Source organism: Streptomyces sp. NPDC008092, assembly GCF_042957285.1.
In the GTDB taxonomy this organism is placed as follows: Bacteria; Actinomycetota; Actinomycetes; order Streptomycetales; family Streptomycetaceae; genus Streptomyces.
Genome location: NZ_JBIBHY010000010.1, coordinates 132,683 through 147,302, shown reverse-complemented (window position 1 = coordinate 147,302; position 14,620 = coordinate 132,683). Strand labels below are relative to the sequence as shown.

Here is a 14,620-nt window from a genome sequence, read left to right as displayed (position 1 = left end):
CCGGGCCCACCGGCCACGACATCGCTCAACGGTCCACTCTCTCACCCGTCTCGGACGGGTCGGCGCTTTCCGGTGCGGTGTCCGGTGTCGGGTCACTCGGCTGCTCCGGGTCGTCTTCCCGGGACCGGGCGACGGATTCCTCCTGGAGACGACGCCCACGGGCAGCGGGGTTCCCAGGCCCGTCGGCGTCCCCGGCGTCCTCAGGGCTGCTGGCCTCCGAGGCGTCGGGAGTCTCCGGGGCGGGGGCAGTCTCCAGGGCGTCGGGAGCCTCCGGGGCATCGGGAGCCTCCGGAGAGTCCTCGCCCGCCTCGTCGGGGCCGTCGCCCTCCTCGGCCCGGCGGGCGGCCGCCCGCTTGCGCTGGGTGTACATCCGGAAGCCCGCGAGCACCAGCAGCAGCACGCCGCCGCCGATGACCAGCATCACCGTCGGCGTGACCTCGGTGACCTTTACGTCGAACCTGACGGGCGCCCCGTACTCCTGGCCGTCCTCGGTGTAGAGCTGGGCGGTGACCTCGACCCGGCCGTTGGCATTGGCCGAGGTGGAGAACTTCACGGACTGGCTGTGGCCGCCGGAGACCTCGACAGGCTGCTCGTAGTAGGGCTTGCCACCGACCTCCAGTCGGGTCGGCATGGTCGAGGTGAGCCGCAGGACGAGGTGGTCGACACCCTGGACCAGGTTGTTCTGCACCGTCACCGGGATGGTGGCGCTGCGGCCGGAGAGCTTGGTCTCGGACTTGTCGATCAGCTTGACCTGGCCGATGAGGTCGTCCAGCCAGGACTCCACGCCCGTACGGAAGCTGTCCGCCTCACTGCCGCGGCCCCGCCACGACGTGGACATCTCGCGGTTTATGGCCCGCCCGAACGGGGTCACCACCCGGGACTCGTCGGTGAGGATCACCTGGAAGTTGTCGAGCTTGTCCTGGGTGCGCGCGATCTGCTCGAAGGCCGTCCGGGGCAGTTCCTGCTTACGCAGTGCGGACGGGTACGCGGACGACGAGGGGATCCTCGTGGTCGCGCCGGGATCGGGCTTGGCCTTGGCGGCCGCCTGGAGGTCCTGGGACTGCGACCAGTTGCTGTCCTGCAGCGCGGTGATCGCCGTCGCCATCGCCTGGGCCTGGCTCGCCGTCGGCATCCGCTCGGGGGCGACGACGATACTGCGCTGCTTGTCGGTCTGGGTGTTCAGCGCGAGGCTCTGGGCGAGGAACTGCTGCACCGCGAGCGTGGCCGAGTCGGCGTTCGTCAGATCGCCCTCGAACGCCGTGGACAGCCGCGCGTCGGCGACCACCGCCGTGGTGCCGCCGCCGATCGGGCGGGCCGCCGAGGGCGTGTAGGTCAGCCCGCCGGTCTCCTGGAGGCTGTCGCTGCGGGCGATCACCTTGTCGGCACCCGCCGAGGTGGCGACCTTGATGATCGAGGGGTCGACGGCGCCGTCCACGGGCCACGCGAAGTCGGTGCTCGGTGTGACATGAAGCACAGTCTTCACGGTGGTGGCGGCAACGTCGGTGGCGTCCTTGAGGTGGCTCAGCGAGCCGGTCACGCTGGTGCCGTTGTGGGCGAGGGAGGCCAGGTCCGGGTCGGCGAAGGGGAGGGCCACCACCTCCTTGTCCGTCACCGCGTCCTGCAGGTCGGCCAGGAACTGCTTGGCCACCGCCTGATGGGTGCCGGCCGTGGTGGTGTCGCCGGTGCCCTGGATCCGGTAGTTGCGCGTCATCGCGTCCACGGAGGCCAGCAGATCCGGGTCGATCACCCAGGTGACGTCGAGACTCTTGCCGAGCGCCAGCATCTGGGCCAGCCGCCCGCCGGGCGAGATCTCCTTGGCGAGGTCGTCGTTCTGGAAGACGGGCGTCTGCAGCTCGCCGGCGCCCGTCTTCGCCGTCACGTGGACGGTGGAGATCAGCGGCCAGAGATACGTCGTCTTCGTCTTCGTGTCGGCCTCGGAGGACTGCCAGGGGAGGAAGGTCCGCTGTATGCCGAGAACCTGGTCCCACTGCTGCGCGGCGGTCTTGCCGGACAGTGAGACACCGAACTGGTAGACGCCGTCCTGACCGAGGTCCAGCTTGTCGACCGGCACGGAGATGCTGAAGTGCTCGGCGACCCCCGGAGGGAGGGAATCGAAGTCCTCGGTGTACTTGCCGCCGACCTCGGTGCCCAGGCCCGACTGGAGGTCCTCGGAGTGCCGGGCGGCCGTGTCGATCTCGGAGCGCGTACCGAGCAGGGCGCCCATCCGCAGGTCCACGTGCGCGTCCGTGACGGCCTGCTTGCCGTTGTTGGTCACCGTGCCGGAGACCGTCAGTGTGTCCCCGTCGCTGGGGGCGCTGGGGCTCAGCGAGTCCAGGGCGACGGACACGGTGTCCGAGCCGGCCGCCTGGGCCGGCGCCGCCGCGGGCAGCTGCATCAGTCCGGCCAGCAGGGGTGCACCCGCGAGCAGTGCCCCGGTGCGCCGCAGCCAGCGGCGGGCAGGTGAGGGCGTCCCCTGGAAGTCTGCCGCCTCGGCCACGCGCTCGTCCGTCCCTCGTCGTCGTCAGTGGTCGTCGGAATGTGCGTCCACGCATGGTAACGAGGTGCGCTGAACGGAAGTGCCGCGGTCTGCTCTCCAAGATCGGGAAACGAGATCGGACTGTCCCCTGTATCCAGTATCGTCGGGAGACTCCGTTAAGCGGCTAAAGAAGTGCTTGTGTGCGTACGGAGTGAGATGTCCCACCCCCGCATAGGCCGGCTTTACATGGGGCGCTGCAGGAATATGGAGGCGCTTCGGACCGTCCGGGACACGTATTCTGTTCTGTTGTGCCGAACGCCAATGAAGACACTCCCACTGTCCTGAGCCAGGCGCAGCAGCGCGCGGTGAGCGAACTGCTGCGGGTCGCGCCCGTCGCCGACGACCTCGCCCGCCGATTCCAGGAGGCCGGGTTCTCCCTTGCCCTGGTCGGCGGTTCGGTTCGGGACGCGTTGCTGGGCCGGCTCGGCAACGACCTGGACTTCACGACCGACGCCCGCCCCGAGGACGTACTGAAGATCGTCCGGCCCTGGGCGGACGCCGTCTGGGAGGTCGGGATCGCCTTCGGTACGGTCGGCGCGCAGAAGCAGGGCTATCAGATCGAGGTCACGACCTACCGCTCCGAGGCCTACGACCGCACGTCGCGCAAACCCGAGGTGTCGTACGGGCACTCCATCGAGGAGGACCTCGTCCGTCGTGACTTCACCGTCAACGCGATGGCGGTGGCGCTGCCGGAGAAGGAGTTCATCGACCCCCACGGCGGTCTGGAAGACCTCGCACTGCGCGTGCTGCGCACCCCCGGGACGCCCGAGGACTCCTTCTCGGACGACCCTCTGCGGATGATGCGAGCTGCCCGCTTCGCCGCGCAGCTCGACTTCGAGGTGGCCCCCGAGGTCGTGGCGGCAATGAAGGACATGGCCGGCCGTCTGGAGATCGTCTCGGCCGAGCGGGTCCGGGACGAACTGAACAAGCTGATCCTCTCGGCTCACCCCCGCAAGGGGCTGACCCTGCTTGTCGACACCGGCCTCGCCGACCATGTCCTGCCCGAGCTGCCCGCCCTGCGGCTGGAGAGCGACGAGCACCACCGGCACAAGGACGTCTACGACCACACGCTGATCGTCCTGGAACAGGCCATGGCGCTGGAGGAGAACGGTCCCGACCTCACTCTCCGGCTCGCCGCGCTGCTGCACGACATCGGCAAGCCACGCACCCGCCGCTTCGAGAGTGACGGCAGGGTCTCGTTCCACCACCACGAGGTGGTCGGAGCGAAGATGACCAAGAAGCGCATGACGGCGTTGAAGTACTCCAACGAACTGGTGAAGGACGTCTCGCAGCTGGTCGAGCTCCATCTGCGCTTCCACGGCTACGGCACCGGGGAGTGGACGGATTCGGCGGTCCGGCGCTATGTCCGTGACGCCGGGCCGCTGCTGGACCGTCTGCACAGGCTCACCCGGTCCGACTGCACCACCCGTAACAAGCGGAGGGCCGCAGCGCTCTCCCGTGCTTACGACGGCTTGGAGCAGCGCATCGCCGAACTCCAGGAGAAGGAGGAGCTGGACGCGATCCGCCCGGATCTCGACGGCAACCAGATCATGGAGATCCTGGGTATCCGCCCCGGCCCGGAGGTCGGCAAGGCCTACAAGCACATGCTGGAGCTTCGGCTGGAGAACGGGCCGATGGGTCACGATGCGGCGGTGACCGCGCTCAAGGAGTGGTGGGCCGAGCAGGGCTGAAGGTGCACGGCGGGGTCATGTTTCACGTGAAACATGACCCCGCCGTGACGCAACGAGGGGCGATGTTTCACGTGAAACATCGCCTCTCTTCACTCTTCATCATGGCGCTGCGTGTTCTTGCTGCGCTCGAAGGCCGTACTCGAAACGGGCCATCACCGCAGCAACCGCTGCGTAGACGAGGGCGACCGTGATGACGAGGGTCGCGGAACGGCCGTCCGGCGGCAGCATGAGCGCGGCTACCGCAGCGGCCCCGACAAAGGCGACGTTGAAGAGCACGTCGTAGACGGAGAAGATCCGGCCGCGGAAGCCGTCATCCACGGACGACTGCACGAGGGTGTCCGTGGCGATCTTCGCCCCCTGGGTGATGAGGCCGAGGACGAAGGCGGCGACGAGCATGGGGACGGTCGTGAACGGGAGGCCCAGGGCGGGTTCCAGCACGGCGGCTGACGCGGCGCACACGACGATCCAGCGGCCGGGGCCGAGTCGCCCCGCGGTCCATGGCGTCACCACGGCTGCGGCGAAAAAGCCCGCGCCGGAGATGCCCAGGGCCAGCCCCAGCAACCCGAGTCCGTCGTCCGGGTCGGAGGAGAGGCCGTACCGGCACAGCATCAGTACCAGGACGAGCAGCGCGCCGTAGCAGAAGCGCATCGCAGTCATGCTGACCAGTGCCCAGGCCGCCATACGGCGACGCGGCGCGGTGAGATGCCGAATCGCCTCCAGGAGGTCGCGGGCTGTGGTGATCACGGCAGTTCCCAGGCTCGGCTGGGCTGGATGCCGGTCCGGGCCGAGGAGGTCGGGGGCCATGGTCAGGGAGGCGAGGGCCGCGCCCAGGTACAGCGTGGCGCCCAGCAACACCACAGCGGCGTCGGAATCCGAGGCAACCAGCCGTACGGCGAAGGCGAGGCCGCCGCCGGCGGTCGCGGCAAGGGTGCCGGCGGTCGGGGAGAGGGAGTTGGCGAGCACCAGCCGCTCGGTGGCGACCACCCGTGGCAGCGCGGCGGACAGACCGGAGAGGACGAATCGGTTGACTGCCGTGACACACAGGGCGGAGGCGTAGAAGAGCCAGTCCGGGACTTGGCTGACCATGAGGACGGCGGTGGCCGCGGCCAGCAGCGCGCGCAGCAGATTGCCGTAGAGGAAGATCTGGCGGCGGCGCCAGCGGTCCAGCAGGACGCCGGCGAAGGGGCCCACGAGGGAGTACGGGAGGAGCAGGACGGCCATGGCAGAGGCGATCGCGGCCGGTGAGGTCTGCTTCTCCGGCGAGAAGACGACGTAGGCGGCGAGGGCGACCTGGTAGACGCCGTCGGCTCCCTGGGAGAGCAGGCGTATGACAAGTAGACGGCGGAAGTTCCGCAGGCTCAGCAGGACACGCAGGTCGCGGACGACGGGCATGGGGCACAGCCTCACATATGGGGCTGTCCACAGGAGAAGGGTCCCCGGATCGGATGACCCGGAGACCCTTCTGAGCCCTGGCAGGAGCGATTTTTGCGTGCTTGAGCTGGTGAAGCTTCAGCGTCCGGCGATGTACCGGGTCAGCGCTCGACGTCGCCGCGGATGAACTTCTCGACGTTCTCGCGGGCCTCGTCGTCGAAGTACTGGACCGGCGGGGACTTCATGAAGTAGCTGGACGCCGAGAGGATCGGGCCGCCGATGCCGCGGTCCTTGGCGATCTTCGCGGCGCGCAGGGCGTCGATGATGACACCGGCGGAGTTCGGGGAGTCCCAGACCTCCAGCTTGTACTCCAGGTTCAGCGGGACGTCACCGAAGGCGCGGCCCTCCAGGCGGACGTACGCCCACTTGCGGTCGTCGAGCCAGGCGACGTAGTCGGACGGGCCGATGTGGACGTTCTTCTCGCCGAGGTCCCGGTCGGGGATCTGGGAGGTGACGGCCTGCGTCTTGGAGATCTTCTTGGACTCCAGGCGCTCACGCTCAAGCATGTTCTTGAAGTCCATGTTGCCGCCGACGTTCAGCTGCATCGTGCGGTCCAGGATGACGCCCCGGTCCTCGAACAGCTTCGCCATGACGCGGTGCGTGATGGTGGCGCCGACCTGCGACTTGATGTCGTCACCGACGATCGGCACACCGGCCTCGGTGAACTTGTCCGCCCACTCCTTGGTGCCGGCGATGAAGACCGGGAGGGCGTTGACGAAGGCGACCTTGGCGTCGATGGCGCACTGGGCGTAGAACTTCGCCGCGTCCTCGGAACCGACGGGCAGGTAGCAGACGAGGACGTCGACCTGCCTGTCCTTGAGGATCTGGATGACGTCGACCGGCTCGGCCTCGGACTCCTCGATGGTCTGGCGGTAGTACTTGCCGAGACCGTCGAGGGTGTGGCCGCGCTGGACGGTGACACCGGTGTTGGGGACGTCGCAGATCTTGATGGTGTTGTTCTCGGAGGCGCCGATGGCGTCCGCCAGGTCGAGTCCGACCTTCTTGGCGTCCACGTCGAACGCGGCGACGAACTCCACGTCCTTGACGTGGTAGTCGCCGAACTGCACGTGCATCAGGCCGGGGACCTTGGACGCCGGGTCGGCGTCCTTGTAGTACTCGACGCCCTGCACCAGCGATGCGGCGCAGTTGCCCACGCCGACGATGGCTACGCGAACCGAACCCATTCCGGTTGCTCCCTGTGTGTACGAGTGAGGCCCTGAACGGGTCTCACGTGGCGGTGTCGTCGGACGCATCCGGCCGGAGGGAATCCCCGGACCGGGGCAGGGCGCCCGGCGTTCCATTGGTGGTGTTCTGCTGAGCGGACCCCCCGGAGGCGGAACCCTTCAGGTCCCGTCCGGCCCGCTCGCTCTCGATGAGCTCGTTCAGCCAGCGCACTTCGCGCTCCACGGACTCCATCCCGTGGCGCTGGAGCTCAAGCGTGTAGTCGTCGAGGCGTTCCCGGGTGCGAGCCAGCGAGGCGCGCATCTTCTCCAGGCGCTCCTCCAGCCGGCTGCGGCGGCCCTCCAGCACGCGCATCCGTACATCGCGGGAGGTCTGCCCGAAGAAGGCGAACCGTGCCGCGAAGTGCTCGTCCTCGTACGCGTCGGGGCCGGTCTGGGACAGGAGCTCCTCGAAGTGCTCCTTACCTTCGGCCGTCAACCGGTAGACGATCTTGGCGCGGCGCCCGGCGAGCGGCGCGGCGAGAGCGTCCTCGGTGGTGCTCCCCGGCTCCTCGATCAACCAGCCGTTGGCGACCAGCGTCTTGAGGCAGGGGTAGAGCGTTCCGTAGCTGAACGCACGGAACACGCCGAGCGACGTGTTGAGTCGTTTCCGCAGCTCATAGCCGTGCATCGGGGACTCGCGGAGCAGGCCGAGGACGGCGAACTCAAGGATGCCGGAGCGCCGGCTCATGGTCGCCTCCTCTCGTCCGCGGCTCGCTTATCTCGCTCTGATGTATCGACTCGATACATCCCGACGATAGATCGGGTTTCCTCGTGCGACAAGAGGAACGACGGTGAACGGGATCACATCACCGATTCGTTGGAGGCAACTTGCCTGATTTGGGGTGAACTTCGGGCCTCGGCGGGTTTTGGTGGTGCGTAGTCTGTGCGGCATGCAGACCACCGGGAACCAAGTGACGCCTGGGGGGCGTCCACGTCCTCGGTGCCGTACGGGTGAATGCAGGACCGACCACATCCGTATTTCGGGGGGACCGGAAATCAGCCGCCGTTCCAGGCGCCCACGGGTGCGCCTGCCCGAGGAGTAATCGTTCGATGAGCGAGCACCGTCGCAAACCGCCGCCGCCGCAGGGAGGCGGACGTGCCGCGGCCCGACGCGGCCAGTCCGGACCGTCCTCCGGTCGCCGTGCGGCACCGCGAGGCGCCACTGGGTCTCTTTCCGACTCCTATGGGTCCAGTTCCTATGGGTCGGACTCGGGCTCGGGAGGTGAGGAGCGTCCGTACGGCAGCCGTGCCGAGGCACGCCGGGCGGCGCAGAGAAGCACGGGAAACAGTCGCCGCAGACCGGCCGACAACGGGAGTCGTGGTCCGGGTGGTCCTGCCGGGCCCGGGCGCGGCAGAGGCCGGGCGTCGACGGCGCCCGGCAAGAAGCGCCTGATCGACTACCCCCGGGCGAACAGATTCGGCTGGCGCCGCTGGGTGCCGTCCTGGAAGCTCGTCTCAGGCCTGTGCCTCACCTTCTTCGGCAGCCTGGTCGCACTGGTCGGCGTCAGCTACGCCATGGTGGGTGTCCCGAGCGAGAACACGGCGGCCCAGTCCCAGAACAACGTCTACTACTGGGCCGACGGCAAGCAGATGGTCGCGACGGGCACCGGCGTCAACCGGCAGAACGTCAACATCGCCCAGATCCCCAAGGCCATGCAGTTCGCCGTGATCTCGGCGGAGAACAAGAGCTTCTACACGGACCCGGGCGTCGACTTCAAGGGCATCGCCCGCGCGCTCGTCAACATGGCCCAGGGCGGTGAGACGCAGGGTGGTTCGACGATCACCCAGCAGTTCGTCAAGAACACCTACCTCAGCCAGGACCAGACGCTCACCCGCAAGTTCAAGGAGATGTTCATCTCCATCAAGGTGGGCACGAAGCTCCCCAAGGAGCAGATCCTCCAGGGCTACCTGAACACCTCCTACTTCGGCCGTGGCGCGTACGGCATCCAGGCCGCCGCCCAGACCTACTACGGCGTGGACGCGAAGGACCTCAAGCCGAGCCAGTGCGCGGTCCTGGCAGCCCTGCTCAAGGGCGCGACCTACTACGACCCCGCAGGTAACCCGGACATCGACCCCGCGGCCACCCAGAAGGCCAACTACCAGCGCTCGCACGACCGCTGGGCCTGGATCCTCGAAGAGATGCACAAGGACCAGCACCTCACCGACGCCGAGTACCAGACGGCCGCCAAGAAGTACCCGATGCCCCAGGGCCGCAAGGCGGTCAAGGGCATGACCGGCCAGATCAGCTACCTCGCCGACACGGCCAAGAAGTACGTCCTCGCGCACTCCAACATCACGGAGACGCAGTTCGACCAGGGCGGCTACCAGATCTACACGACGTTCCAGAAGGACAAGGTCAACGCGCTGACCGCGGCCGTGCAGAAGGTCCAGAAGGCGCGTCTGGACCCGAAGAACCGGGAGAAGGACAAGTACGTCCAGTTCGGTGCCGCGTCGGTGGTGCCCAACGACGGCGCGATCGTCGCGCTGTACGGCGGTGCCGGTTACGAGAACAACCACTTCACCAACAACGCCGACACCTCCGGTGTCCCCGTCGGTTCGACGTGGAAGCCCTTCGTCCTGGCCGCCGCCATGCAGTACGGCACGTACAAGACCTCTCCCGAAGGGGTCTCGCCGCTGAGCAAGTACAACGGCAACGACCACCTCAAGGTCATGAACGAGGACGGCACCGCCGTCCTGAACAAGGACGGCTCGACGTTCTTCCAGAACAACGAGAGCAACTATCGCTGGGGATACATCTCCCTGCGCAAGGCGATGGAGCAGTCGATCAACACGCCGTTCGTGCAGCTCGGCTGGGACGTCGGCATGTCGCACGTGAGGGACGTGGCCAGCCGGTCCGGCATCCTGGACAGCAGCTTCGCGACCCTCAACCCGTCCTTCGCCCTCGGTACGTCGACTCCGAGCGCGATCCGCATGGCCGACGCCTACGCGACCTTCGCCGCCTCCGGCAAGCACGCGGACCCGTATTCGGTGACCGAGGTCAAGCAGGACGGAACTGACCTGCAGGGCTTCAGCAAGCCGAAGGTGACCAGCGCGATGCCCGAGAACATCGCGAACAACGTCACGGACACCCTGGAGAACGTGATCCAGAACGGTACGGGTACCAACGCCAAGGCCCTGGGCCGTACGGCGGCGGGCAAGACCGGTACCACCGACAGCAACAAGTCGGCCTGGTTCGTCGGCTACACCCAGCAGCTGGCCACGTCGGTGGCGATGTTCCGAGAGAACCCGAAGGACGCCGAGCTGCTCTCCATGAATGGCACCGCCGGCGTGGCGTCCATCCACGGTGGTGACATCCCGACCTCGGTGTGGACCGAGTACATGAAGGCCGCGCTGAAGGGCAAGAACGACCCCGGTTTCCCGGATGCCTCCAAGGTCGGCCAGATCGCCGACGAGGCGGGGGCTCCCTCCCCGACGCCGACCGTCAGCATCACGCCGAGCGAGACGCCGACCGAGACGCCGAGTGCCACTCCGAGCGAGACGGTCACTTCCCCGTCGCCCACGGTGACGGAGACCTGCCAGTTCGCTTGGAACTGCTCGACCGACGGTGGTGACACCGGCGGCAGCACGTCGGGTACGACGTCCTCGCCGACGGCTACGGAGTCGACCGGCGACAGCACCACCAGAGGCAATGCCAACGGCGGAGGGAATCTCTTCGGTGGATCAACCGGCTAGCCGGGCGGTCTGACCGGCTGGTGACCATTTCGCCCGCCGAAGTCTGTTTCACGTGAAACATGGGCCGCCGCACCCGGCGAGGTGCGGCGGCCCTCGGCGTATTCCTAGGGAGGTACGGCAGGATGGGCCCCATGCCCAGTGCAGAGACGACGCCCGCGGGCGTGCGTGAGTCGGAGCCGGTGCGGCCGACCAGGGAAGACGAGGTCGCCGCGGCCGGGAGTGAGCTGATCGGCGGCCCCATCGGGCGGCGTGCGCTGCTCGGCACGTCCTGGTGGACGCCGCTACGCGTGGTCGTCATCGTGGCGGTCGGGATGTTCGCCCTCGGCATGGTGCAGAAGCTGCCCTGCTACGACAGCGGCTGGTTCTTCGGCGCGAGCTCCCAGTACACCCACGCCTGCTACTCGGACATTCCGCACCTTTACCAGGGGCGCGGTTTCGCCGACGGTCTGGTGCCGTACTTCGACAAGCTCCCGGGCGACATGGACTACCTCGAATACCCGGTGCTGACCGGTGTGTTCATGGAGGTGGCCGCATGGCTCACGCCTGGCAGCGGCAGCATCATGCTCCAGGAGCAGGTGTACTGGTTCGTCAACGCCGGGATGCTGATGCTGTGCGCCGCGGTCATCGCGGTCTGTGTGGTCCGTACGCACCGCCGGCGCCCCTGGGACGGCCTGCTGGTCGCCCTGGCGCCCGCCTTCGCGCTGACCGCCACCATCAACTGGGACCTCCTGGCGGTCGCTCTGACGGCCGCGGCGATGCTGATGTGGTCCCGGAGCCGTCCCCTCGCCTTCGGCGTCCTCCTGGGGCTTGCCACGGCCGCCAAGCTGTACCCCGTCTTCCTGCTGGGGCCGCTGTTCCTGCTGTGCTGGCGCGCGGGTAAGTGGCGGGAGTTCTTCGTTGCCACGGGCGGTGCGGTGGTCGCCTGGCTCGTCGTGAACCTGCCGGTGATGATCTTCGCCTTCGACGGCTGGTCGAAGTTCTACACGTTCAGCCAGGAGCGCGGTGTCGACTTCGGTTCCTTCTGGCTGATCTGGGCGCAGAACACGACCACCCCGCCCAGCACCGACTTCGTGAACACCGCGGCGACGGTCCTGGTGCTGCTCTGCTTCCTGGGCATCGCCGCCCTGGCCCTCACCGCCCCGCGCCGGCCGCGCTTCGCCCAACTGGCCTTCCTGGTGGTGGCGGCCTTCATCCTCACCAACAAGGTCTACTCCCCGCAGTACGTGCTGTGGCTGGTGCCGCTGGCCGTCCTCGCCCGGCCCAAGTGGCGGGACTTCCTGATCTGGCAGGCGTGCGAGGTGGCGTACTTCCTGGGGATCTGGATGTACCTCGCGTACACGACCAGCGGAGACGCCCACAAGGGCCTGCCGACCGACGGCTACCACTGGGCCATCGCCGTGCACCTGCTGGGCACGCTCTACCTGTGCGGCATGGTCGTCCGCGACATCCTCATGCCCGAGCGGGACGTGGTGCGCCGCACCGGGGAGGACGATCCCTCCGGCGGGGTACTGGACGGCGCGGAGGACGTCTTCGTGCTCGGCGCGGCGGCCCGTCCCCCGCGCCACGCGGCCCACTTCGAGGGGCCGCAGGTGGAATGGGGAAGCCGATCCTCCGAGGACGGTTCGCTCTGAGCGAACATCCCTGGTCCGGAACGGGAGAAGGGCCGCACACGGACTCCGTGTGCGGCCCTTCTCCCGTTCTGCGAACGGTCGGCGGTCCGAATCTCTGCCCTGCGGGCGGTCAGCGGTCCACGAGACGGTCGAACTGGGTCGTGGTGTGCCGCAGATGGGCCACCAGCTCCTCGCCGACCTTCGGCTCCGGGGCGTCCGAGGGCACGAAGAGGATCGACACCTGCATGTGCGGCGGCTCCGCGAACCAGCGCTGCTTGCCGCCCCAGACGAACGGAGAAAGGTTCCGGTTCACCGTGGCCAGGCCGGCCCGTGCCACGCCCTTGGCGCGCGGCATGACGCCGTGCAGGGCCTTCGGGGCCTCCAGGCCCACCCCGTGCGACGTACCGCCCGCAACGACCACCAGGAACCCGTCCGAGGCCGCCTTCTGCTGCCGGTAGCCGAACCGGTCGCCCTTGGCGACGCGGCTGACGTCCAGGACCGCCCCGCGGTACTCGGTGGCGTCGTGGTCCCCCAGCCACAGCCGGGTGCCGATCCGGGCCCGGAACCGGGTCTGCGGGAACTGCTGCTGGAGCCGGGCGAGTTCGTCGGCCTTGAGGTGGCTGACGAACATCGTGTGCAGCGGCAGCCTGGCCGCGCGCAGCCGGTCCATCCAGCCGATGACCTCCTCGACGGCGTCCGAGCCGTCGGTGCGGTCCAGCGGCAGGTGGATGGCGAAGCCCTCCAGCCGGACGTTCTCTATGGCCGAGTGCAGCTGCGGCAGGTCCTGCTCGCTGATGCCGTGCCGCTTCATCGTGGACATCACCTCGATGACCACACGGGCACCCACCAGGCCGTACACGCCGTCGATGGACGACACCGAGCGGATGACCCGGTCGGGCAGCGGCACGGGTTCCTCACCGCGCCGGTACGGGGTCAGCACCAGCAGGTCGCCGCCGAACCAGTCCTTGATGCGCGCGGCCTCGTACGTCGTGCCGACGGCGAGGATGTCCGAGCCGAGCCGCGTGGCCTCCTCCGCCAGGCGCTCGTGCCCGAAGCCGTAGCCGTTGCCCTTGCAGACCGGGACCAGACCCGGGAACTGCTCCTGCACGTGCTTGTGGTGCGCCCGCCAGCGCGCGGTGTCGACGTAGAGCGTGAGCGCCATGGCCGGACCTGGAACCTTTCTGGGGGCTGGCGACTGCCAGAGGACTGCGGTGTGTCAGGGCTATAGAAGCACGGAGCGTGACGTCAGCGGCGCGACATGTAGATGTCGAGCGCCTTGTGGAGCAGCTTGTTCAGCGGGAAGTCCCATTCGCCGAGGTATTCGGCGGCCTGGCCACCGGTGCCCACCTTGAACTGGATCAGGCCGAAGAGGTGGTCCGTCTCGTCCAGCGAGTCGGAGATGCCGCGCAGGTCGTAGACGGTCGCGCCGAGCGCGTACGCGTCGCGCAGCATCCGCCACTGCATGGCGTTCGAGGGCCGCACCTCACGGCCGATGTTGTCGGAGGCGCCGTAGGAGTACCAGACGTGCCCGCCGACGATCAGCATGGTCGCCGCGGACAGGTTGACCCCGTTGTGCCGGGCGAAGTACAGCCGCATCCGGTTGGGGTCCTCGGTGTTGAGCGCCGACCACATGCGCTGGAAGTACGACAGCGGGCGCGGCCGGAAGTGGTCGCGCACGGCCGTGATCTCGTACAGCCGCTGCCACTCCGCCAGGTCCTGGTAGCCGCCCTGCACCACCTCGACGCCGGCCTTCTCGGCCTTCTTGATGTTGCGTCGCCACAGTTGGTTGAAGTTCTTGTGGACGTCTTCCAGGGAACGGTTCGCCAGCGGCACCTGGTAGACGTAGCGCGGCTGGACGTCGCCGAAGCCGGCGCCGCCGTCCTCGCCCTGCTGCCAGCCCATCCGGCGCAGCTTGTCGGCCACTTCGAAGGCGCGCGGCTCGATGAAGTCGGCCTCGATGTCGCGCAGCCGCTTCACGTCCGGGTTCTGGATGCCGGCCTTGATGGAGTTGGCCTCCCAGCGCCGGATGATCACCGGCGGGCCCATCTTCACCGAGAACGCGCCCTGCTGCTTGAGGTGGGCCAGCATCGGCTGGAGCCACTCGTCGAGATTCGGCGCGAACCAGTTGATGACCGGGCCCTCGGGGAGGTAGGCGAGGTAGCGCTTGATCTTGGGCAGCTGGCGGTACAGCACCAGGCCCGCGCCGACCATCTCGCCGGTGCGCTCGTCGAACCAGCCCAGGTTCTCCGAACGCCACTCCGCCTTGACATCGGCCCAGGCCGGGACCTGCATGTGGCTAGCCGCCGGCAGATTCTGGATGTACGCCAGATGCTGTTCGCGGCTGATGGTCCTCAGGGTCAGGCTCATGTAGGGGCGCTCCTCGGGCTGGTGTGTCCCCATGGGTACAGGGGCTCCGGCTCTCGCGCCGAAGCCTAC

Annotated in this window: 9 protein-coding genes; 3 read left to right on the top strand and 6 right to left on the bottom strand. The window is 68.1% G+C overall.

Going from position 1 to position 14,620, the window contains the following annotated elements:
* Window positions 1-25: 25 nt before the first annotated feature.
* Window positions 26-2,497, bottom strand: a complete 2,472-nt coding sequence (locus ACFZB3_RS30565; RefSeq protein WP_391380918.1) for a DUF6049 family protein — start codon at window positions 2,495-2,497, stop codon at window positions 26-28.
* A gap of 287 nt (window positions 2,498-2,784) precedes the next feature.
* Here ACFZB3_RS30565 and ACFZB3_RS30560 point away from each other — a divergent pair, with 287 nt between their 5' ends.
* The gene (locus ACFZB3_RS30560) at window positions 2,785-4,227 is read left to right on the top strand and encodes a CCA tRNA nucleotidyltransferase (RefSeq protein ID WP_391380916.1); all 1,443 of its coding nucleotides are present in this window, start codon (window positions 2,785-2,787) and stop codon (window positions 4,225-4,227) included.
* A gap of 99 nt (window positions 4,228-4,326) precedes the next feature.
* Here ACFZB3_RS30560 and ACFZB3_RS30555 read toward each other — a convergent pair whose 3' ends face one another.
* The 3 genes from ACFZB3_RS30555 to ACFZB3_RS30545 form a co-directional block, all read right to left on the bottom strand.
* Window positions 4,327-5,619 carry an MFS transporter gene (locus tag ACFZB3_RS30555; protein WP_391380914.1) on the bottom strand — a complete coding sequence of 431 codons (1,293 nt, stop codon included), beginning with the start codon at window positions 5,617-5,619 and terminating at the stop codon, window positions 4,327-4,329.
* Window positions 5,620-5,759: 140 nt separating this feature from the next.
* Window positions 5,760-6,842, bottom strand: a complete 1,083-nt coding sequence (locus tag ACFZB3_RS30550; RefSeq protein WP_391380912.1) for an inositol-3-phosphate synthase — start codon at window positions 6,840-6,842, stop codon at window positions 5,760-5,762.
* Between the two features lie 43 nt (window positions 6,843-6,885).
* Window positions 6,886-7,569, bottom strand: coding sequence for a helix-turn-helix transcriptional regulator (locus ACFZB3_RS30545; RefSeq protein ID WP_391380909.1), 684 nt, complete (start codon window positions 7,567-7,569; stop codon window positions 6,886-6,888).
* 746 nt (window positions 7,570-8,315) lie between these two features.
* Between ACFZB3_RS30545 and ACFZB3_RS30540 the strand changes: the two genes are divergently transcribed.
* Window positions 8,316-10,574: a transglycosylase domain-containing protein gene (locus ACFZB3_RS30540; RefSeq protein ID WP_391380907.1), complete on the top strand. Its 2,259-nt coding sequence runs from the start codon at window positions 8,316-8,318 to the stop codon at window positions 10,572-10,574.
* Between the two features lie 131 nt (window positions 10,575-10,705).
* On the top strand, window positions 10,706-12,205 hold the full coding sequence (locus tag ACFZB3_RS30535; RefSeq protein ID WP_391380905.1) for a glycosyltransferase 87 family protein: 1,500 nt from the start codon (window positions 10,706-10,708) through the stop codon (window positions 12,203-12,205).
* Window positions 12,206-12,314: 109 nt separating this feature from the next.
* Here ACFZB3_RS30535 and ACFZB3_RS30530 read toward each other — a convergent pair whose 3' ends face one another.
* Complete coding sequence (locus ACFZB3_RS30530; RefSeq protein WP_391380903.1) at window positions 12,315-13,346, bottom strand: alanine racemase; 1,032 nt, start codon at window positions 13,344-13,346, stop codon at window positions 12,315-12,317.
* A gap of 83 nt (window positions 13,347-13,429) precedes the next feature.
* Entirely contained in the window at window positions 13,430-14,551 is a 1,122-nt protein-coding gene (gene femX, locus ACFZB3_RS30525) for a peptidoglycan bridge formation glycyltransferase FemX (RefSeq protein ID WP_391380901.1), read from the bottom strand.
* Window positions 14,552-14,620: the final 69 nt, after the last annotated feature.

What these genes read in the sequence shown, in the direction of transcription:
- ACFZB3_RS30555 (WP_391380914.1), bottom strand. Translation starts at nt 5,619, where the DNA reads ATGCCCGTCGTCCGCGACCTGCGTGTCCTGCTGAGCCTGCGGAACTTC.
- ACFZB3_RS30550 (WP_391380912.1), bottom strand. Translation starts at nt 6,842, where the DNA reads ATGGGTTCGGTTCGCGTAGCCATCGTCGGCGTGGGCAACTGCGCCGCA.
- ACFZB3_RS30545 (WP_391380909.1), bottom strand. Translation starts at nt 7,569, where the DNA reads ATGAGCCGGCGCTCCGGCATCCTTGAGTTCGCCGTCCTCGGCCTGCTC.
- ACFZB3_RS30535 (WP_391380905.1), top strand. Translation starts at nt 10,706, where the DNA reads ATGCCCAGTGCAGAGACGACGCCCGCGGGCGTGCGTGAGTCGGAGCCG.
- ACFZB3_RS30530 (WP_391380903.1), bottom strand. Translation starts at nt 13,346, where the DNA reads ATGGCGCTCACGCTCTACGTCGACACCGCGCGCTGGCGGGCGCACCAC.
- femX (WP_391380901.1), bottom strand. Translation starts at nt 14,551, where the DNA reads ATGAGCCTGACCCTGAGGACCATCAGCCGCGAACAGCATCTGGCGTAC.